General features: G+C 70.2%; 19 protein-coding genes and 1 tRNA gene. 11 read left to right on the top strand and 9 right to left on the bottom strand.

The features are described from left to right. The gene (locus MC45_RS06545) at positions 1 to 1,332 is read left to right on the top strand and encodes a flavin monoamine oxidase family protein (protein WP_038660993.1); all 1,332 of its coding nucleotides are present in this window, start codon (positions 1 to 3) and stop codon (positions 1,330 to 1,332) included. A 9-nt stretch (positions 1,333 to 1,341) separates the two neighbouring features. Next, positions 1,342 to 2,016, top strand: coding sequence for a monofunctional biosynthetic peptidoglycan transglycosylase (gene mtgA / locus MC45_RS06540; RefSeq protein ID WP_038660991.1), 675 nt, complete (start codon positions 1,342 to 1,344; stop codon positions 2,014 to 2,016). Between the two features lie 137 nt (positions 2,017 to 2,153). Here the strand turns inward: mtgA and MC45_RS06535 are convergent, their stop codons facing one another. Continuing rightward, positions 2,154 to 2,477, bottom strand: coding sequence for a YbaB/EbfC family nucleoid-associated protein (locus MC45_RS06535; RefSeq protein WP_038660987.1), 324 nt, complete (start codon positions 2,475 to 2,477; stop codon positions 2,154 to 2,156). Next, entirely contained in the window at positions 2,474 to 4,120 is a 1,647-nt protein-coding gene (locus MC45_RS06530; protein ID WP_038660984.1) for a DNA polymerase III subunit gamma/tau, read from the bottom strand. The genes MC45_RS06535 and MC45_RS06530 overlap by 4 nt, the downstream gene beginning before the upstream one ends. Positions 4,121 to 4,233: 113 nt before the next feature. On the opposite strand from MC45_RS06530, the gene MC45_RS06525 reads away from it, so the two are divergent. From MC45_RS06525 to MC45_RS06515, 3 genes are all read left to right on the top strand, one after another. Beyond that, on the top strand, positions 4,234 to 4,512 hold the full coding sequence (locus MC45_RS06525; RefSeq protein WP_038660982.1) for a hypothetical protein: 279 nt from the start codon (positions 4,234 to 4,236) through the stop codon (positions 4,510 to 4,512). 96 nt (positions 4,513 to 4,608) lie between these two features. Next, positions 4,609 to 6,363 (top strand): single-stranded-DNA-specific exonuclease RecJ, encoded by a 1,755-nt coding sequence (gene recJ, locus MC45_RS06520; RefSeq protein ID WP_038660980.1) that lies wholly within the window; start codon positions 4,609 to 4,611, stop codon positions 6,361 to 6,363. 54 nt (positions 6,364 to 6,417) lie between these two features. After that, a tRNA-Glu gene (locus tag MC45_RS06515) sits at positions 6,418 to 6,492 on the top strand. Positions 6,493 to 6,944: 452 nt separating this feature from the next. On the opposite strand, the gene MC45_RS06510 is transcribed toward MC45_RS06515, so the two are convergent. Next, complete coding sequence (locus MC45_RS06510; protein WP_137899029.1) at positions 6,945 to 7,166, bottom strand: hypothetical protein; 222 nt, start codon at positions 7,164 to 7,166, stop codon at positions 6,945 to 6,947. Positions 7,167 to 7,340: 174 nt separating this feature from the next. On the opposite strand from MC45_RS06510, the gene MC45_RS06505 reads away from it, so the two are divergent. Further along, entirely contained in the window at positions 7,341 to 7,559 is a 219-nt protein-coding gene (locus tag MC45_RS06505) for a hypothetical protein (RefSeq protein WP_156143787.1), read from the top strand. A gap of 4 nt (positions 7,560 to 7,563) precedes the next feature. Here the strand turns inward: MC45_RS06505 and MC45_RS06500 are convergent, their stop codons facing one another. Together MC45_RS06500 and MC45_RS06495 are read right to left on the bottom strand one after the other, a co-directional pair. After that, complete coding sequence (locus MC45_RS06500; RefSeq protein WP_038660972.1) at positions 7,564 to 7,968, bottom strand: HIRAN domain-containing protein; 405 nt, start codon at positions 7,966 to 7,968, stop codon at positions 7,564 to 7,566. 9 nt (positions 7,969 to 7,977) lie between these two features. Continuing rightward, positions 7,978 to 9,063 (bottom strand): potassium channel family protein, encoded by a 1,086-nt coding sequence (locus tag MC45_RS06495; protein ID WP_245640859.1) that lies wholly within the window; start codon positions 9,061 to 9,063, stop codon positions 7,978 to 7,980. Positions 9,064 to 9,642: 579 nt separating this feature from the next. Between MC45_RS06495 and MC45_RS06490 the strand changes: the two genes are divergently transcribed. The 4 genes from MC45_RS06490 to mgrA all read left to right on the top strand — a co-directional run bounded on the left by MC45_RS06490 (position 9,643) and on the right by mgrA (position 15,097). Further along, positions 9,643 to 10,347, top strand: coding sequence for an ABC transporter ATP-binding protein (locus tag MC45_RS06490; RefSeq protein ID WP_156143899.1), 705 nt, complete (start codon positions 9,643 to 9,645; stop codon positions 10,345 to 10,347). Continuing rightward, on the top strand, positions 10,340 to 12,865 hold the full coding sequence (locus tag MC45_RS06485) for an FtsX-like permease family protein (RefSeq protein ID WP_179944566.1): 2,526 nt from the start codon (positions 10,340 to 10,342) through the stop codon (positions 12,863 to 12,865). Before MC45_RS06490 ends, MC45_RS06485 begins: the two co-directional genes overlap by 8 nt. Then, on the top strand, positions 12,865 to 13,932 hold the full coding sequence (locus MC45_RS06480) for a lipocalin-like domain-containing protein (RefSeq protein WP_038660966.1): 1,068 nt from the start codon (positions 12,865 to 12,867) through the stop codon (positions 13,930 to 13,932). The genes MC45_RS06485 and MC45_RS06480 overlap by 1 nt, the downstream gene beginning before the upstream one ends. A gap of 79 nt (positions 13,933 to 14,011) precedes the next feature. After that, positions 14,012 to 15,097, top strand: coding sequence for an L-glyceraldehyde 3-phosphate reductase (gene mgrA / locus MC45_RS06475; RefSeq protein WP_038660963.1), 1,086 nt, complete (start codon positions 14,012 to 14,014; stop codon positions 15,095 to 15,097). Positions 15,098 to 15,105: 8 nt separating this feature from the next. Here mgrA and MC45_RS06470 read toward each other — a convergent pair whose 3' ends face one another. After that, positions 15,106 to 15,441: a hypothetical protein gene (locus tag MC45_RS06470; RefSeq protein ID WP_038660960.1), complete on the bottom strand. Its 336-nt coding sequence runs from the start codon at positions 15,439 to 15,441 to the stop codon at positions 15,106 to 15,108. Positions 15,442 to 15,559: 118 nt separating this feature from the next. Beyond that, a complete protein-coding gene (locus MC45_RS06465) occupies positions 15,560 to 16,108 on the bottom strand; it encodes a DUF2076 domain-containing protein (RefSeq protein WP_052075543.1) in 549 nt (182 codons plus the stop codon). 163 nt (positions 16,109 to 16,271) lie between these two features. Between MC45_RS06465 and MC45_RS06460 the strand changes: the two genes are divergently transcribed. Then, positions 16,272 to 16,928, top strand: a complete 657-nt coding sequence (locus MC45_RS06460; RefSeq protein WP_038666672.1) for a sulfite oxidase-like oxidoreductase — start codon at positions 16,272 to 16,274, stop codon at positions 16,926 to 16,928. A 6-nt stretch (positions 16,929 to 16,934) separates the two neighbouring features. Here the strand turns inward: MC45_RS06460 and MC45_RS06455 are convergent, their stop codons facing one another. Together MC45_RS06455 and MC45_RS18575 are read right to left on the bottom strand one after the other, a co-directional pair. Then, positions 16,935 to 17,723 carry a metallophosphoesterase gene (locus MC45_RS06455; protein WP_038660957.1) on the bottom strand — a complete coding sequence of 263 codons (789 nt, stop codon included), beginning with the start codon at positions 17,721 to 17,723 and terminating at the stop codon, positions 16,935 to 16,937. Next, a complete protein-coding gene (locus tag MC45_RS18575; protein ID WP_156143786.1) occupies positions 17,720 to 18,535 on the bottom strand; it encodes a hypothetical protein in 816 nt (271 codons plus the stop codon). Before MC45_RS18575 ends, MC45_RS06455 begins: the two co-directional genes overlap by 4 nt. Between the last annotated feature and the right edge of the window lie 86 nt (positions 18,536 to 18,621).

The following is an 18,621-nucleotide window of genomic DNA, read 5'->3' as shown; positions in this document are numbered from 1 at the left end:
ATGGTCGGCACCGTCGTGATTGGCGGCGGTGCGGCCGGTATTGCGGCGGCGCGGCGGCTCCACGATGCCGGCGAGGACGTGTTGCTGGTCGAGGCCGGGAACCGGCTCGGCGGGCGGGCGCATAGTCTCCGCCTGTCGGACTTGCAGCGCGCCGCTTCCCCTATCCCGTTCGCCCTGAGCCTGTCGAAGGGCCTCTCTCGGCCGCAGACCGGGGCTTCGACAGGCTCAGCCCGAACGGACCGGGAGGCGGTCCTCGACGCTGGCTGCGGCTGGCTCCATTCCGCCGGACGTAATCCGTGGACTGCGATCGCCGAGCGCGAGGGGTTCACGATCGACCGTTCGTCGCCCAATTGGGGTGTGCAATGGCGCGGCCTCGGCTATCCGCCCGAGGAACAGGCGGCGTTCCGCGCGGCTTACGAACGATGGGACGAGTCCGCCCATGCGGCGCTTGACGGTCCCGACCGGCCTTTGTCCGACTTCGTCGCTGCCGGGGACGAGCCATGGCGGCCGATGATCGATGCGATCTCCGGCTACGCCAATGGTGCGCCGCTCGACCGCGTCTCGCTGCACGATTGGGCGGCATATGAGGATGCGGCGACCGAGGACAATTGGGCGTTGCCGGCGGGCTATGGCACGCTGGTCGTCGACCACGCCGGCGATGTGCCGGTGCGGCTGAACACGCCGGTGACGCGGATCGATCATGCCGGCCGGACGATCCGTCTCGACACCCCCGCCGGGACGATCGCAGCGGACCGCGTCGTCCTCGCCATCCCGACCACCGCTTATGCGGAGATCGTCTTCGATCCGCCGCTGCCCGAGAAGCAGGAGGCTGGGGCGGCACTGCCGCTGGGGCTCGCCGACAAGGTATTCCTCGCGGTCGATCGCCCCGAATGGCCGGCGCAGGCGCATCTGATCGGCGATCCGCATAGCGCCTGCACCGCGAGCCACCGGCTGTCGCCCTTCGGCCTGCCGATCGTCGAGAGCTTCTTCGGCGGCGCCTGCGCCGAGGCGATGCCCGACGGCCGTGCCGCGAGCGACTTCGCGATCGAGGAACTGGTCCGTCTGCTCGGCGCGGATTGGCGCAAGCGGCTCGTCCCGCTGCACGCGACGCACTGGCGCGGGCAGGCGTATATCCATGGCAGCTACAGCCATGCCCGCGTCGGTCAGGCCGGCGCCCGTGCGATCCTCGCCGCGCCGGTCGACGACCGGCTGTTCTTCGCCGGCGAGGCGTGCTCGCCGCATGATTTCTCCACCGCGCACGGCGCGTATCGGACCGGCACCGCCGCCGCCGCCGCGATCCTCCACTTGAAGGGGGCTGCGCCGTCCCCGTAAGGAGCGGGGATGATCCGCATCCTCCTCCTCCTGTTCAAGGCCGGTCTGGTCTTCGTCGCGATCAGCCTGCTGTGGGTCGGCATCTACCGGTTCGTGCCGGTGCCGTTCACCTGGACGATGGCGGGCGACCTGCTCGGCGGGCGCAGCGTCACCAAGGACTGGATGCCGCTGTCGCAGATGGACCCCGACATGCCGCGCGCGGCGATCGCCGGCGAGGATGCGCGCTTCTGCGAGCATCACGGCTTCGACTGGAAGGGAATCGCCAGCGCCGCCTATAGCAACGCGCAGGGCAAGCGGCTGCGCGGTGGCTCGACGATCAGCCAGCAGACCGCGAAGAACGTCTTCCTGTTCCAGGGCGGCGGCTATGTCCGCAAGGCGTTCGAGGCCTATTTCACCGTCCTGATCGAGACCTTGTGGGGCAAGCGGCGGATCATGGAGGTCTATCTCAACGTCGCCGAGACGGGGATCGGCACCTATGGCGCCAATGCCGCGGCGCTGCGCTATTTCCACCACGACGCGTCGCACCTGTCGCCGACCGAGGCGGGACGGATCGCCGCGGTGCTGCCGCTGCCCAAGAAGCGCGCGGCGATCGACCCGCATGGCTTCGTGCGCCGGCATGGCAATGCGCTGTCGCGCTACGTCGGCGTGGTGCGACGGAGCGGGCTGGATAGCTGTTTGAGATAAGGGGTTTCCCGCTCCTCCCAAATCATCGTCATCCCCGCGCAGGCGGGGATCCATAAACGCTGGCGTTGCGGCTCAAGAGAAATCCGCGCGTCTGGATCCCCGCCTGCGCGGGGATGACAGTCCTTGGTAAGGAAAGGTCAGAACGGCAGTTTGAAGCCCGGCGGGAGGGGCAGACCGCTGGTCATCTTCGACATTTCAGCGCCCGACACCGCGTCTGCCTTGGTCCGCGCGTCGTTGAACGCCGCCGCGAGCAGATCCTCGAGCATCTGCTTTTCCGACACTTCGATCAGCGAATCGTCGATCGCGATGTTGATGATCCGGCCCTTGGCGCTCGCCTTGACCTTGACGAGGCCGCCGCCCGAGACGCCCTCGACCTCGATCGTGTCGAGCTGGTCCTGCGCCTTCTGCAATTCGTTCTGGACGTTCTGCGCCATGGCGAGGATTTCGTCGATATTCTTCATGCGTTGCTCCGTTTGCCCGGCCAGGCTTCCAGTTCGGCTTCGGGAAAGGCCGCGAAGGCCGCCCTCACCAGCGGCGTGGCGAGGATCGCCTGCCGTGTCGCCTCTTCATCCGCCTTGGCCTTCTCGCGCAAGGTAGGCGCGCCGGGCGCATCCTCCAAGACGATCTTCCATACCTGCCCCGTCGCCGCCTTCAGCGCCTCGGCGACGTCGCGCAGCGTGTCCGCCGACATCGGCCGCGATCCGCTGAGCACCAGCTCGGGCGCTTCGTAGCGGACGACGCGCGCGCCGTGGCTGAGCTGCGCGGCGACGGCGAAATGGCCCTTGTCCTCGAGCAGGGTGACGAGGCCCTCGAAATCGGCGGGCGCGCCGGGCCGTTCGGCAGCGACCGGCGCGGCCGGTGCTGCGGGGGCAGCGGCCGCGGGCGCCGACAAAGCGCCGAGCTTGCCGCTGGCGATCTGCTTCGCCAGCTCGCCGGGGTCGGGCAAGGTCGAGGCGTGGATCGCGCGCAGCAGCGCCATCTCCGCCGCCTCGATCGGCAGTGCCGCCCTGGCGACCTCGTCATGCCCCTTGAGGAAGAGCTGCCAGAGCCGGTGCAGGGCAGGGAAGGACAGCTTTTCCGCCCATTCGGCGCGCGCGTTGCGCTCCTCGACCGGCTGCGCCGGGTCTTCGGCGGTGCCGACCTTGGCGAGCGTGATGCCGTGGACGCTCTCGAGCATCGCGCGCAGCACCGATTGCGGATCGACGCCGTAATCGTACTGCCGCCGCAGGCTGGCGAGGGCGCCCGCCGCATCGCCGGCGAGCACGAGGGCGAGCAGGTCGCGTACCGCGCCGCGATCGGACAGGCCGAGCATCTGCCGCACCGCCGCCGCGGTCACGCCGCCGCCTTCGAGCCCGGCATGCGCGATGCCTTGGTCTAGGATCGACAGGCCGTCGCGCGCCGAGCCTTCCGCCGCACGCGCGATCAGCATCAGCGCCTCGGGCTCGGCCTCTACGCCCTCTTGCCTGCAGACGAAGGCGAAATGCGCGGCGAGCTGCTCCGCCGAGATGCGGCGCAGGTCGAAGCGCTGGCAGCGCGACAGCACGGTGATCGGCACCTTGTTCACCTCGGTCGTGGCGAACAGGAATTTGACGTGCGCGGGCGGCTCTTCCAGCGTCTTCAGCAACGCATTGAACGCGTTCTTGGAGAGCATGTGGACCTCGTCCACGATGTAGATCTTGTACCGCGCCGACACCGCGGCATAGCGGGCCGCGTCGATGATCTCGCGCACGTCGTCGACGCCGGTATGGCTGGCGGCGTCCATCTCGATGACGTCGATATGGCGCCCTTCGGCGATCGCGCGGCACGGTTCGCAGACGCCGCACGGATCGATCGTCGGGCCGCCGGTGCCGTCGGGACCGACGCAATTGAGCGCCTTGGCGATCAGCCGCGCGGTCGAGGTCTTGCCGACGCCGCGCACGCCGGTCATCAGAAAGGCATGCGCCAGCCGGTCGCGCTTGATCGCATTGCCGAGCGTGGTGACCATCGCATCCTGCCCGATCAGCTCGGAAAAGGTCTGCGGACGGTATTTGCGCGCGAGCACGCGATAGGGGGCGGCCTTGGCCGCGGGCTGCGGCGGTTCGCCCAGATCGAAGGAATCGGCCATTGGCTTGCATATAGGGCGGCGGGGGGCCGGTGTCGAAGGTGCATAGGGTCGGCACTCCGTCGCGCGCGCTATTCGATCTGGCCATTGGTCGCGGAGCGGCATAGCCTGTGGCGATGGATTTGCTGTCGCACCTGCTGAACGCCTTCGGTTCGACGCTATTGGTCGCCGCGGTGGCCTTCTGGGGAATACGGTGGTTGGCGCCGCTCGCTCCGGCGCGGTTCGGCGCCTTCACCTTGGCGATCGGCTATGCCCTCGCCCGGTATAGCGGGTCGGCGCCGCCCTGGGCGGCGATGCCCTTGCTCGTCCGGGCGATCGGGACGCTATCGGCGCTGACGCTGCTTTGGGTCTGGTGGTTCCGAAACGCGCATGCGAGCGAGGACGCAAATAGATAGAGGTACCTCGGGCAATATGGTTACGATAACGTCCGTTCTGCCCTAAGGCATGAGGGTGCCTGATCGTGGCACCTATCCCGGAACCCCTCGACACCCATGACCCCCGTTCTCGGCGTATCGCATTCGATTCTCGGCCAGCCCTGGCATTGGCGCAGCCTCGCCGCCGACGCGCGCGACGGTTTCGGTGCCGACGATCTCGTCACGCAATTGCTGCTCGCCCGCGGCGCCGAGCGCGAGACGCTCGACCAGCATCGCGCGCCGTCGATCCGCGCCTTCATGCCCGACCCGTCGGTGTTCCGCGACATGGACCGCGCCGCGATCCGCCTCGCCGATGCGGTGCAGGCGGGCGAGAGCGTCGCGGTGTTCGGCGATTACGATGTCGACGGCGCGACCTCGGCGGCGCTGATGATCCTCGTGCTGCGCGATCTCGGGCTCGAGGCGCGGCCGTACATTCCCGACCGGTTGCTCGAAGGCTATGGCCCGTCGGGCGACGCGCTGGTCCGGCTGGCGGGGGAGGGGGCGTCGCTGATCGTCACCGTCGACTGCGGCGCACAGGCGTTCGAGGCGCTGGCGATGGCGCACGCGCATCCGGTCGACGTCGTCGTCGTCGACCACCACAAATGCGCCGCCGCGCTGCCGCTGGCGCATGCGCTGGTCAATCCCAACCGGCTCGACGAGGACGAAGGCGCGGCGCACGGCCATCTCGCCGCGGTCGGCGTCTGCTTTCTACTGGCCGCGGCGCTGCTGCGCACGCTGGAGGCACGCGGCTTCTTCGCCGATCGGCCCAAGCCCAATCTGATCCACCATCTCGACATCGTCGCGCTCGGCACCGTCGCCGACGTCGCGCAGCTGCGCGGCCTCAACCGCGCCTTCGTCGCTCAGGGGCTCAAGGTGATGGCGCAGCGCCGCAACGTCGGCCTCGCCGCGTTGATCGAGGCGTCGCGGCTGACGCGCGCGCCGACGTGCAGCGACCTCGGCTTCGCGCTCGGGCCGCGGATCAACGCCGGCGGCCGGGTGGGCCGCGCGGATCTAGGCGTGCGGCTGCTCACCACGCGCGATCCCGACGAGGCGCGCGCGATCGCGGAGGAACTCGACCGGCTCAACGAGGAGCGCCGCCTGATCGAGGCGGGGGTGCAGCAAGCCGCCGAGCTGCTCGCCAACGACGGCCGCCGCGTCGTCGTCGTCTCCGGCGAGGGCTGGCATCCCGGCGTGATCGGCATCGTCGCCGGACGGCTGAAGGAGAAGTTCGGCCGGCCGGCGATCGTCATCGCGATCGGCGAGGACGGGCTCGGCAAAGGCTCAGGCCGGTCGATCGCCGGGGTCGATCTCGGCGCGGCGGTGCTCGCGGCGAAGGAGCAGGGCCTGCTCGTCGCCGGCGGCGGCCATGCGATGGCGGCGGGGCTGACGATCGCCGCCGACGGCATCGCCGCCTTCGCCGATTTCCTCGAAGAGCGGCTGGCCGCCGGCGTCGACCGCGCGATCGGTGAGCGCGCGTTGCTGGTCGACGCGGTGCTCGCGCCCGGCGGGATCAACCCGCTGCTGGTCGAATCGCTCGATGTCGGCGGACCGTACGGCATGGGCTGGCCGGCGCCGCGGATCGCCGCCGGGCCGGTGCGGATCATCAAGGCGGACGTCGTCGGCAGCGGCCACGTCCGCGCGGTGGTGGCGGGCGACGACGGCCGCAGCTTCAAGGCGGTGGCGTTCCGCGCCGCCGACACCGCGCTGGGGCAGGCGCTGCTCGCCGCCGCGCCGCACCGCCGGCTATGGCTCGCCGGCCGCGCCAGGATCGACGATTGGGGCAGCCGCCCGGCGGCGGAAATGCACCTGGAAGACGCCGCCTGGGCGAATTGATGCATCACAACCCCTTGACCGATCGCCGACCCCCCTCTAGCAGCACCCCTCGCTGGCCCCTTCGTCTAGCGGTTAGGACGCGGCCCTTTCACGGCTGAAGCACGGGTTCGATTCCCGTAGGGGTCACCAGCAGCGCAACCGGCCATGGTCGGCATGCCGCTGGTGACGGCATTCGCAGAGTTCCAGCATCATTCCGGCGACAGCGGTGCGGCGGGGTCGCTCGGCGCCGGTCCGGCTTCCTGCGGGCGGTCGAAGGTGACCACCCATTGCGGATAGCCGTCGGGTGCCATCACGATGTCGGCATGGCCGACGGGGTCGTTGCCCGTCTCGATCCAGCCGGCGCCGTGACAGGTGTCGCAGATCGCGCGCTTGCAGCGGAAGCTGACCAGGTCGATCTCGACGTTCCACTGGCCATAGCCGTGGCAGATCGGGCATTTCGCATCGAGCGTGCCGTTACGCGGCTGCAGCGCGATGATGTCGAAGGCATGCGGGCTGTTGGGGCCGTCGCAATAGACGACGTTGCTGGCATGGGCGATCTTTGGTCTCCTCGGACAGACACGGGCGGTCGGCGGCGTGGCGGATCAGTCCGGCACCACCCAATTGAGCTCGTCCGCCGCCGCCTCGGCGGTCTTGACGAGATGGCGGACGTAATCCTGGAAGATCGGCACCGTGAAGGTGACGAGCACCGGATCGGCATCGGGCTCGTTGAAGGTCAGCACCACGAAGCGGGTGCCGGTCTCGTCGATCATCAGGCCGGCTTCCATCGCGCCGGGCCCGCTCGGGCTGATTACCACCTCTGCCATGGATCAGCGCGGCTCGCCGGCATGGCGCGGTCGGAGGATATCGGGTCTTGGCATGGAGGCTCCTGCACGGGTCGGACGGGTATAACGCCCGATGACGGTTTCCGCCCACGCGTCTTTCGCGGCGGTGGTTCGTTTCCTGCCGACGCGCCGAGGCGGTGCGACTTGGAGAAGACGATGCGGTTCGTTCAGATCGAGATACTGCCCACGGGCAAGGCGCTGGTCGATATCGACAAACTGACCCATGCGGTGCCGGAGGGCGAGGGCAGCCGCCTGTTCCTGGGGGCGCAGCATCTCGACGTGCCGCATACGCTCGGCGAACTGGAGAATATCCTCGCCGGGCGCGAGCGGACCGATGACGGCGAGAGCAGCGCCGCCGGTTTCGGCCTGCGCTAGGCGGTCAGGCGCCCCATTCCGGCCCGTCGTCGTCGGGATAGAAGGCGTCCGGGTCATAAGGTGCGGACCGTCGCGCCGGCGCGGATGGCGTCGGCAAGGTCGGCTGGCCGCCGCCGAAGCGCAGCCGGATATAGGCCGCATTGCCGTCCATGCCCTGGAAGATCGCCGCCACCGCTTCGCCGCGACCCAGCCGCATGCCGACATAAGGCGCCCGCTCGGCGCTGAGATAGCCGAGCTGCACGCCGCGCGGGCCGATGACCGCAATGGCATTGCCGTCGTGCTTGTTCTTCGGCTCCGGCACCAGGGCGACCGGCTCGCCTGGCAGCGTCATCATCGTTTCGGAGCGGCGGTTGCTGCCGTCGGCATTGGCGAAGTCGATGCCGACGACGGCGAGGGTCAGTTCCTGCATCGGCGCGGTTCAGATTTTGGTCGCATCGGCGGCCTCGACCAGCTCGATCACCCAATCGCCGGCGCGCAGCTCGCGCGCTTCGGGTTGCAGGACGCCGATCGCCCGGTCGTCGCGATAGATGCGGACGATCTGGCCGTCGGTGCCGTCGCGCGGCGCGGTACCGATCTCGTCGGCGCGGACCGGGCGTTCGCGCAATTCGATCTGGCCGCCGCGGGTGACGAGGTCGGCGACATAGTCGGCGACGTGCGGGCCGGCGGTGCATTGCGCGAGCAACTGGCCGCCGAAGCTCACCGGGTTGACGATGATGCTGGCACCGGCGTCGCGCGCCAGCAACTCGTTCTCGATCGCCGCGATCGAGACGGCGATGCCGGCATGCGGCGCGAGGCGACGGCAGGTGAGGATGATCAGCACCGCGGTGTCGTCGCGGCCGGGGCAGATGATGACGTTGCGCGCGGCACCGACCTTGGCGGTTTCGAGCACCTTGTTGTGGGTCGCATCGCCTTCGACGGTGGCGACGCCCCATGCCTCGGCGAGGCGCAGCCGGTCGGCGTTGGCGTCGACCACGACGATCCGCTCCGGCGGATGGCCGCGTTCGATCAATTCGCCGACCGCCGCCGAGCCCGAGCGGCCGAAGCCGCAGACGATGACGTGATCCTTCAGTTCGTGCCTGACCAGTCCCATACGCCACCGCTCCCATCCCTGCCGCAGCATGAAGCTGTAGGCGCTTCCCAGGAAGATGAGGAACACGAAGATGCGGATCGGCGTGACGACGAACGTATCGAACATCCGCGCCGAATCGCTGACCGGGACGATGTCGCCATAGCCGACCGTCGTCACGGTGATGACGGTGAAATAGACGATGTCGAGGAAGCTGACCGCGCCGTCGGTATTGTCGCGCAGGCCCGCCCGGTCGATCCAGTGACCGCCGAGCGCGATGCCGACGAGCAGCAGCACGGCGGCGGCGCGGATCGCCAGCGTGGTGAGCGGGCCGAGCCGCCCGGCGCGATAGAAGCGCGGGCGCACCGGGCGCAGGGCCGCCGGTGCGGCCATCCGCCCGGGTGCCAGCGCCGGCCGTGGGGTATGATGCCGGTTCACGGGGCGGGGGCGGTGCTGACCATGCGCTTGTGGTGCGGGAGGTTGCCGGTGGAGTGCAAGCGCCGCGTTGCGAGACCTCTTGGAAAATTGGTGTGTTACCTGCCGGGGGTGAAACTTCCGAAAACACCATCAGTGCTCCCGCGCAGGCGGGAGCCCAGGAGTCACGCACGCTATAGGATATTGTTTTGCTTGGCCCTGGGCTCCCGCCTCCGCGGGAGCACTGGCTTGGGTTTGCATCGCGGCGCTATCGCATATGGCCGTCCATATGGGCCCGGCGCTATCCAAGCCCACTCCGTCACCCCGGACTGGTTCCGGGGTCCACCCCGCGGCGAGGAGAAAGGCTGGAGGCGCGACGTTGCCCTTGCGGCCCGGTGGACCCCGGAACGGATCCGGGGTGACGGATCTGTCGGGGAAACCGATCGAGCCTCATCATCGCCTGCGACCGCCTGCGTTACGTGCGGGTTCGCAAACCCTCGCGTTGCCCGCCCGACAGTGGCGGGAACCGAATGGGTGACCAGATGTACCGACTAAGTGCCGGCGCAGCCTGCGGTGCGCGCACGGGGGGGCGGTAGGATGAGCATGGACGCTGGGACGAGCGATGGACATGGCGAGCGGCCGTTGCTCGCGGTGCGCGCGCTCGGCAAATCGGTGCCCGGACCGCGAAGGCTGTTCCGCAATCTCGACCTGTCGGTCGCGGCGGGGGAATTGGTCGCGATCATCGGCGAATCCGGTGTCGGCAAGTCGACGCTGCTCAACATCCTCGCCGGGCTCGACGACGCCGACGAGGGCAAAGTCGCGATCGACGGCATTCATCTCGGCACGCTCGACGAGGCGGCGCGCACGCGGCTGCGCCGCGAGCGGATCGGCTTCGTCTTTCAGGCCTTCCATATCCTGCCCTATCTGACGTTGCGGCAGAATGTCGCCTTGCCGCTGGCGCTGGTCTCGCCGGACGCGGCGGAGGCCGACCGGCGGGCCGATGCGATGCTCGATGCGGTCGGGCTGGACGGGCGCGGCGGCGGCTATGCCCGCGACCTGTCGGGCGGCGAGTTGCAGCGGGTCGCGATCGCGCGGGCGCTGGTCCATCGCCCGGCGCTGATCCTCGCCGACGAACCGACGGGCAATCTCGACCCCGATACCGCGGCGCGGGTGCTGGCGCTGTTCGCCACCGCGGTGCGCGGTCATGGCGCAGCCGGCGTGATGGTGACGCATTCCGAGGCGAGCGCGGCGATCGCCGACCGCGTGCTGACGCTCGGCGCGGACGGACTGGTCGATCGGCGTGGCTGAGCGCGCCGGGCTGATCCGGGGACGGCTGGCGCTCGGCTGGCTGATCGGCGGCGAGTGGCGGTTCCATCCGGCGCGCTTCCTGACCACGGCGGTGGCGATCGCGGTCGGCGTCGCGCTGGGCTTCGCGGTGCATCTCGTCAACGGATCGGCGCTGGCGTCGTTCGACGGCGCGATGCGCGGCATCAGCGGCGAGGCCGAACTGTCGGTGCGCGCGACCAGCCCGCTCGGCTTCGACGAGGCGCTGTATCCGCGCGTGGCGACGGCGCGCGGCGTCGCCGATGCCAGCCCGGTCGTCAGCCTCGACGCGCGGATCGGCGGCACGCGCCTGACGCTGCTCGGCATCGACGTGATCCGCGCCGCGGCGGTGACGCCGTCGCTGATCGGCATCCGCCCCGCCGGCCCCGATACCGGCAACGACGGCGTGTTCGACGAGGCGGCGTTGTTCCTCTCCCGCCGCGCGCTCGCCCAGACGAAGGCGCGGGTCGGGGAAATCGTTCAGGCGACCGCCAACGGCCGGACGGTGCCGCTGCGGATCGCGGGGACGCTGCCGGGGGCGGACGAGACCGCGGTCGGCGTGATCGACATCGCCGCGGCGCAATGGCGGTTCGGCCGGCTGGGGCGGATCGACCGGCTCGATCTCGCCATGTCCGATCGCGACGCGGCCGAGCCGACGTTACGCGCGCTGCTGCCCGCCGATGCCGTGCTGTCCTCTCCGGCGTCGCAGAACGCGCAGGGCGATGCGCTGTCGCGCGCCTATCGCGTCAATCTCGACATGCTGGCGCTGGTCGCGCTGCTGACCGGCGGTTTCCTCGTCTACTCGGCGCAATCTTTGTCGGTGGTCCGCCGGCAGCGCGCCTTCGCCTTGCTGCGGACGCTCGGCATGCCGCGCGGCGGGGTGATCGCCGCGGTGGTGGTGGAGGGCGTCGCGATCGGGCTGGTCGGGGCCGCCGCGGGTCTTCTCGCCGGCTATGGCCTCGCCTGGGCGGCGCTGCACTGGTTCGGCGGCGATCTCGGCGCGGGCTATTTCGGTGGCGGTCGTGCGCAGGTCGTCTTCCAGCCTGCGGCGGCGTTCGGCTTCTTCGCGCTCGGTCTGGCCGCGGCGATCCTCGGCAGCGCGCTTCCGGCGCGCGTCGCGGCGCGGGCGGCGCCGGCGGCGGCGCTGAAGAATGCGGGCGACGTGCTCGATCCGCGCCGGCCGGTCGCCTGGTGGCCCGCCGCGACCCTGCTCGCCGCCGGCGCGGCGGCGGCGCTGCTACCCGCGGTCGCCGGCCTGCCGCTGTTCGGCTTCGTCGGCATGGCGCTGATGCTGGCGGGCGGGGTGGCGGGCGTGCCGTGGTTCGCCCGGACCTTGCTGGCGCCGCTCGCGCGTCGCGGCGGTGGCGACGTGCCGCGCCTGCTGGCAGTGCGGCACCTGCACGGCGCGCCGGGCGAGGCGGCGACCGCCTTGTGTGGCATCGTCGCGTCGACCGCACTGATGATCGCGATGGCGACGATGGTGACGAGCTTCCGCGGCGCGGTGGACGATTGGCTCGGCGACGTGCTCGGCGCCGATCTCTACGCGCGCACCACCGCTGGGGCGTCGTTCGATCCCGCGACGCGCGCGCGGCTGGCGGCGACGCCGGGCATCGCGACGGTGGCATTCAGCCGGCAATCGCCGCTGACGATCACCGCCGACCGCCCGCCGATCAGCCTGATCGCTCGACCGGAGCGGGGCGGCCGCGATCCGCTGCTGGTGCTGATCGACCGCGCGCCGTCGCTGCCGCGCGGCGCCTTGCCGGTCTGGGTGTCGGAGCCGGCGCAGCGTCTGTACGGCTGGGACCCCGGCGAGACGATCGAATTGCCGATCGCCGGCCGCACCCGCTTCGTCGTCGCCGGCGTCTGGCGCGACTACGGCCGGCAGGCGGGCGCGGTGCTGGTCGACGAGCGCGACTATCAGCGGCTGACCGGCGACGAGGGCCGCGACGAGATATCGGTGATGCTGACGCCGGGGCAGGACGCCGGCCGCGTCGCCGCCGCGCTCACCGCACGGCTGCCCGCGAGCTTGCGCGGGCAGGTCGAGATCACCCGGCCGGCGACGTTGCGGCAATTGGCGCTGACGCTGTTCGACCGCAGCTTCGCGGTGACCTATCTGCTCGAGGCGGTGGCGATCCTCGTCGGGCTGGCGGGGGTGGCGGCGACGATGTCGGCGCAGACGATCGCCCGCGAGCGCGAATTCGGCATGCTCCGCCACCTCGGCCTGACGCGCCGCCAGTTGACCGCGATGCTCGGGATCGAGGGCGCGATCGTCGGCTTGACCGGGGCGCTCGCCGGCATCGGACTCGGCCTGCTGTTGGCGCAGGTGCTGATCCACGTCATCAACCCGCAGTCGTTCAACTGGACGATGACGACCCGCATCCCGTTCGGCACGCTGGTCGGCGTCGCCACGGCGCTGACCGGGGCGGCGGCGGTGACGGCGGTGCTCGCCGGGCGGCGCGCGACCGCACGCAGCGCGATCACCTCGGTACGGGAGGATTGGTGATGAAGCCTCTGGCGACGATGACGGGCTGCCTGGCGGCGGTCGCGGTGGCGGCCCCGGCGGCGGCGCCCTATCCGCAGGTGCGACCCGGCATCGTGCTGCGCTTTCCCGTCGATCACGGAGCGCACCCCGCGTTCCGGACCGAATGGTGGTACGTCACCGGCTGGCTGAAGACCGCGGAGGGGCGCGATCTCGGCTTTCAAGTCACCTTCTTCCGCACGCGTCCGCCGGTCGATCCGCGCAACCCCAGCCGGTTCGCCGCCGGGCAGGTGCTGTTCGCGCATGCCGCGCTGTCCGATCCGGCCACCGGGCGGCTGCTGCACGGCGAGCGCTCCGCGCGGCAGGGCTTCGGCCTCGCCGCGGCGCGGACCGGCGACGCCGACGTGGCGATCCGCGACTGGCGGTTGCGGCGCGCCTCCGACGGGCGCTGGCAGACCGCGGTGACGGCGGACGGCTTCCGGCTGGCACTGGCGTTCCGGCCGACGCAGCCGCCGCTGCCGCAGGGACGCGGTGGCTACAGCCGCAAGGGACCGCTCCCCGACGAGGCGAGCTATTATTATTCGATCCCGCATCTGCGGGTCGCCGGGCAGGTGCAGATCGGCGGGCGCGCGGTCGCGGTGACCGGCGAGGCGTGGCTCGATCGCGAATGGTCGTCCAACTACCTTGCACCCGCGGCGCAGGGCTGGGACTGGACCGGGCTCAACCTCGACGACGGATCGGCGTTGATGGCGTTCCGCATCCGGCGCAAGGGCGGCGGAACGCTCTGGACGGGCGGATCCTTGCGCCGGCCCGACGGACGGACGACGGTACTGGCGCCGGGGGACGTCGCCTTCCGGCCGGTCGCCACCTGGCGCAGCCGCGCGACCGGGGCGGTCTATCCAGTGATGCAGGATCTCAGCATTCGCGTCGACGGCAAGGTCACGACGCACCGGCTGACGCCGCTGTTCGCCGCGCAGGAACTCGACGCGCGGCGCGGCGGCCTGCCGGTCTATTGGGAGGGGGCGGTGCGCACGCCCGGCGGGCGCGGCTATCTGGAACTGACCGGCTACGACAAGCCGCTCGCGATGTAGTCGCCGGCGATCCGGCAACCTTTTGCCCGGGCGATGGCTTTGGTCGCTGTCTCCCCAGCTGCGTGATCGAGGATTTTTCATGGCCTTTCCCGAACCCTATACCGCCGCTGCCGGCCGCTACGATGCCGGCATGTCCTATCGCCGCACCGGCCGCAGCGGCTTGCGCCTGCCGGCGATCAGCCTCGGGCTGTGGCAGAATTTCGGCGGCACCGACGTCTTCGAGACCGGCCGCGCGGTGCTGCGTCGCGCCTTCGACCGCGGCGTCACCCATTTCGATCTCGCCAACAATTACGGCCCGCCCTACGGATCGGCGGAAGAGAATTTCGGCCGCGTCCTCGCGACCGACTTCAGGGCGCATCGCGACGAGCTGATCCTGTCGACCAAGGCGGGGTGGGACATGTGGCCCGGTCCCTATGGCGACATCGGCTCCTCGAAAAAGTATCTGATCGCCAGTTGCGACCAGAGCCTCAAGCGCATGGGCGTCGATTACGTCGACATCTTCTACTCCCACCGCGTCGATGCGACGACGCCGCTGGAGGAGACGATGGGCGCGCTGGTGCAGCTCCACCGCCAGGGCAAGGCGCTGTACGTCGGCATCTCCTCCTACGAGCCGGGGCTGACCCGGCAGGCGGCGGCGATCCTCGCCGAGGAGAAGGTGCCATTGTTCATCCACCAGCCGAGCTACTCGATCCTCAACCGCTGGATCGAACGCGAGCTGCTCGCGACGCTGGCGGATCTGGGTACCGGCTGCATCGCCTTTTCGCCGCTCGCACAAGGTATGCTCACCGCAAAATACCTCGATGGCGTGCCGGGCGATGCGCGGGCCAGCCGTGACGGTTCGCTGTCGCAGACCTTGCTCAGCGAGGCGAACGTGGCGGCGATCCACGCGCTCGACGGGATCGCGCGGGCACGGGGCCAGACGCTGGCGCAGATGGCGATCGCCTGGGTGCTGCGCGATCCCCGCGTCACCTCCGCACTGATCGGCGCGCGATCGGTCGCCCAGCTCGACGATTCGCTGAACGCGCTGAACAATCCGGCATTCTCGGCGGACGAACTCGCCGCGATCGACGCGGCCGCGGTCGATGGCGGGATCAATATCTGGTCGGATTCGTCCGACATCGCCGAGCTGCCGGCGCGGCAGGGGGTCCCGCTCGCGTCACGATAGACGCCGGGTCAGCGCTGCTTCTTGGTGATGGTGGCGGTGAAGTCCGGGTCCTTGTTCGCCACCCAGTCGACGAACTTGCGCGTCGCCGGGTCGGCGAGCAGCCCCTCGGCGTTCATGCCGTGGCGCTGCAACTCGGAATTGGTGAAATTGGCGGTCACCGTCTGCTGGCAGATCGGATGCATCGGCACGACGTCGCGCCCGCCGCGGCTCTTGGGCACCGGATGATGCCAGACGATCGTCTTGCCCGTCGGCCGGCCGCACAGCCAGCAGGGGGGCACGGGTGCCGCCTCCTCCTCGGCGGGGAGGTCGTCGTCGTACCGGAATTTGCCGTGCTTGCGGGCCATGCGTCTGCCTCGATCGGTCGCCTACAGGGGCGGTGTCGTGCGCTTCGCTACACCAGCATGCGGGCCACGCCGAGCGGGAAGTGACGATGGTCCGGCGCGGCACGGCCCGCGCCGGCACCTACCAGCCGCTGCTGTCGTTGCTATCGTCGTCGTCGTCGCCGTAATTGTTGATCACGACATTCTCTTCGGGCGCACCGAGGAAGCCCTGGCCGCCACCGCCGAAGCCACCGCCGTGGTGGCCGCCGAACAGGTCGGAAAGCCCGCTGAACAGCATCTCGCCGCCGGCGACGCCCGCCGCCGTGGTGCCGGCCGACCGCAGGAAACTGCCGAGGCCGCCACCCCCCGACAGGATGCCGGGCCGTGCCTCCGGTGCCGGTGGCGCATAAGCGGGTTGCGACCCGCCCCATGGTCCGCGGTCGGTCGGCAGAAAGCTTGGCGATGGCGCCGGCGGGGCGATTTGCCGCTCCAGCTCCGCGATCCGGGCCTGCGCGGCGTGCAGCGACTGGTCGGCGACGATCGCATGCTGGACCAGCACGTAGCCCGCGTCGGGATTGGCGGCGAGCGCCTGCCGGATCAGCGCGTCCGCCTCATTGTCCTTGGCGACGCCGCGCGTCGCGACCAGCTCGTTGAGGAAATTCGTCAGAAGGGTGCGTTCGTCGGGTGTCATGCTTCGTCCTCGCAGTGAACGGCGGCGGAGATCGGTCGCCGACCCGCTGCGTTCAACCTCGCCGTGCCCCCGACACGTCATCGTGACGCGGAATTCACCTGCCCGTCATCCCGCTTGCCATCGGGGGCGATGATGCGGGATGTACAACGGAACGGAGATCGACATGACCGACGATGCGACGCCGCCCGACAGCAAGCTGACCCGCTCGAAGCGGCGCTGGGCGAGCGAGCACAAGTTCCTGACCGGCCATGGCGCGCGACCCGAGGGCGAGCGGTTGCCGCCCGGGCAGCATCTGGTGCGTGACTGGCCGGTGCTCGATCTCGGTCGCCAGCCGGATATCGCCACCGACCGGTGGGAATTGCGCATCGGCGGCCTGGTCGAGCGGCCGGTGACGCTCGACTGGGCGGCGTTCATGGCGCTGCCGCAGACGCAGGACCGGTCGGACATCCACTGCGTCACGACCTGGTCGCGCTACGACAATGAATGGGCCGGCGTCGCGACGCGCGACCTGCTCGACGTGGTGCAGCCGAGCGCCGCGGCGGCGTTCGTCATGCTGCACGGCTATGACGGTTACACCACCAATCTGCCGCTCACCGATTTCGCGGCGGAGCAGGCGATGGTGGCGCACAGCTGGGACGGTGCGCCGCTGACGCGCGCGCATGGCGGCCCGGCGCGGTTGCTCGTCCCGCATCTCTATCTGTGGAAAAGCGCCAAATGGCTGCGTGCCATCGACATCCTCGGCGCCGACGCGCCCGGCTTCTGGGAGGTCAACGGTTATCACATGCGCGGCGATCCCTGGACGGAGGAACGCTATTCCTGAATCCGGTCAGCGCGCGGTGCTCCCGTCGATCACCTGGATGATCTCGGCGCGATCCTCGCACAGGTGCAATGCGGTGAGTACGCCGGTCTTGTAGGCGCCGGTGTCGATGCCGATACGGTGCGGCAATACCGTCGGGCGGTCGCCCGTCCAGGTGTGGCCGTGGACGATGATCGACGCGGCGGGTTTCGGATGGTCGAGGAACCCCTCGCGGATCCACAGCAGGTCGTCGCGGCGCTGGGCGTGCAGCGCGACGCCGGGCACGACACCGGCGTGCACGAAGGCATAATCGCCGATCTCGATCAGCAGTTCGAGCCGGAGAAGCAGATGATAATGCGAGGTCGGCATTGCATCGAGCAGGCTGTCGCGCAGCGCGGTCAGCGCCGCCGGTCGTTCCAGCTCGGCCGGCTCGGGCAGGTCGACGCCGTACGATCGCACCGTCGCGGCACCGCCGACCGCCAGCCAGCGGCCATGATCGGTCGGCCGTTCGAGGAAGTCGCGCAGCATCGCTTCGTGATTGCCTTCGAGCAGCCGCGCTTCCACGGCGGTCGAGCGCAATAACCAGGTCAGCGCGGCGAGCACCTCGGCGGACGCCGGCCCGCGATCGACATAATCGCCGCACAGCACCAGCAGCGGCGTCACGCCCGGATAGCGCTCCGCCGCATCGCGGTTGATCTCGGCGAGCAGTGCATGCAGCAGATCGTAGCGGCCGTGGACGTCGCCGATCGCATAGAGCGGCTGCACGCCCGCCCGCACGCCGTCCGCCGGCGCGAGCCGCTCGCGCCGGAAGCCGATCATTGCAGCGCCACGCGATCCCCCGCCGGCGCATCCTCGGCGAAAAGGCGCAGGTCGGCGGCGATCATGCCATAAATGCGCAACGCCTCGCGCGGCCGCCGGACGGCGACGCGGCGGGCGCGGAGCCATTCGTCCCGATAATCGCGCAGCGTGCCGGCACGGACCTGCGCCATCGTCGCCTGGTCGTAGGCGATCGCGACGGTGCGCTCCGCGCTGCGCAATTGCGGCGCAAGGCAGCTCGCCTCGTCGAAACAGGCGCTGCGGACCGGTGCGGTGGCCAGTACGGCGGCACGCTCGGGTGCAGAGCTCGGCCGTTCGACGCGGGGCGCAACCGGGCGCGGCGGCGCGTCGACACTCATCTCCCGCGCCGGCGTATAAGGACGGGGGGCGGGGGCCTCGGGCGTCACCGGCGCGTCTTCCGTGCCGGCGTCGGGCGAGGGCGGCAAAGCTGGAGTGGCGTCGGCGATCTGGACCGGCTGCGGCGCGACGGCCGGTACGGCGGCCGGTTGCGGCAGGGGTTGCGGTCGCTTCGTCGCGACGCGCTTCGCCGGCGCGGCGACCGGTGCCTCCATGACGTTGCTGCCGCCGACAATTCCCGCGGTCAGCATCGCCAGCACGCCGCCGGCGGCGAGCATCGCCAGCCACGGGCGACGTCTGCGGCGCAGCCGTTCCGGGTGGGCGAGGACCGGCAGTGCCGCGGGCGCGCTGCGCAATTCGCGCCCGAAGATCGCGGCCATGTCGTCGGCCACGCCTTTGATCTTGGGCGTCGCCTGCGGCGTTTGCGGCCCGGTTGCTGGCAGATCGGAGTCAATCATGACGGCGATATTAAGCATAAGCGCTGAACCTTGGCTGTATCCGATGTTCAGGAATCGTACCCCGTCGGCGCGCCAACCAAGGTGAA

It is taken from the genome of Sphingomonas taxi, assembly GCF_000764535.1.
GTDB lineage: Bacteria > Pseudomonadota > Alphaproteobacteria > Sphingomonadales > Sphingomonadaceae > Sphingomonas > Sphingomonas taxi.
The sequence above is the reverse complement of the archived record's forward strand: the minus strand, read 5'-3'. Positions and strand labels throughout refer to the sequence as shown.

What these genes read in the sequence shown, in the direction of transcription:
- MC45_RS06480 (WP_038660966.1), top strand. Translation starts at nt 12,865, where the DNA reads ATGAAGCCTCTGGCGACGATGACGGGCTGCCTGGCGGCGGTCGCGGTG.
- MC45_RS06455 (WP_038660957.1), bottom strand. Translation starts at nt 17,723, where the DNA reads ATGATCGGCTTCCGGCGCGAGCGGCTCGCGCCGGCGGACGGCGTGCGG.
- MC45_RS06525 (WP_038660982.1), top strand. Translation starts at nt 4,234, where the DNA reads ATGGATTTGCTGTCGCACCTGCTGAACGCCTTCGGTTCGACGCTATTG.
- mtgA (WP_038660991.1), top strand. Translation starts at nt 1,342, where the DNA reads ATGATCCGCATCCTCCTCCTCCTGTTCAAGGCCGGTCTGGTCTTCGTC.
- MC45_RS06510 (WP_137899029.1), bottom strand. Translation starts at nt 7,166, where the DNA reads ATGGCAGAGGTGGTAATCAGCCCGAGCGGGCCCGGCGCGATGGAAGCC.
- MC45_RS06530 (WP_038660984.1), bottom strand. Translation starts at nt 4,120, where the DNA reads ATGGCCGATTCCTTCGATCTGGGCGAACCGCCGCAGCCCGCGGCCAAG.
- MC45_RS06470 (WP_038660960.1), bottom strand. Translation starts at nt 15,441, where the DNA reads ATGGCCCGCAAGCACGGCAAATTCCGGTACGACGACGACCTCCCCGCC.
- mgrA (WP_038660963.1), top strand. Translation starts at nt 14,012, where the DNA reads ATGGCCTTTCCCGAACCCTATACCGCCGCTGCCGGCCGCTACGATGCC.
- MC45_RS06465 (WP_052075543.1), bottom strand. Translation starts at nt 16,108, where the DNA reads ATGACACCCGACGAACGCACCCTTCTGACGAATTTCCTCAACGAGCTG.
- recJ (WP_038660980.1), top strand. Translation starts at nt 4,609, where the DNA reads ATGACCCCCGTTCTCGGCGTATCGCATTCGATTCTCGGCCAGCCCTGG.
- MC45_RS06545 (WP_038660993.1), top strand. Translation starts at nt 1, where the DNA reads ATGGTCGGCACCGTCGTGATTGGCGGCGGTGCGGCCGGTATTGCGGCG.
- MC45_RS06500 (WP_038660972.1), bottom strand. Translation starts at nt 7,968, where the DNA reads ATGCAGGAACTGACCCTCGCCGTCGTCGGCATCGACTTCGCCAATGCC.
- MC45_RS06460 (WP_038666672.1), top strand. Translation starts at nt 16,272, where the DNA reads ATGACCGACGATGCGACGCCGCCCGACAGCAAGCTGACCCGCTCGAAG.
- MC45_RS06505 (WP_156143787.1), top strand. Translation starts at nt 7,341, where the DNA reads ATGCGGTTCGTTCAGATCGAGATACTGCCCACGGGCAAGGCGCTGGTC.
- MC45_RS06535 (WP_038660987.1), bottom strand. Translation starts at nt 2,477, where the DNA reads ATGAAGAATATCGACGAAATCCTCGCCATGGCGCAGAACGTCCAGAAC.
- MC45_RS18575 (WP_156143786.1), bottom strand. Translation starts at nt 18,535, where the DNA reads ATGATTGACTCCGATCTGCCAGCAACCGGGCCGCAAACGCCGCAGGCG.
- MC45_RS06490 (WP_156143899.1), top strand. Translation starts at nt 9,643, where the DNA reads ATGGACGCTGGGACGAGCGATGGACATGGCGAGCGGCCGTTGCTCGCG.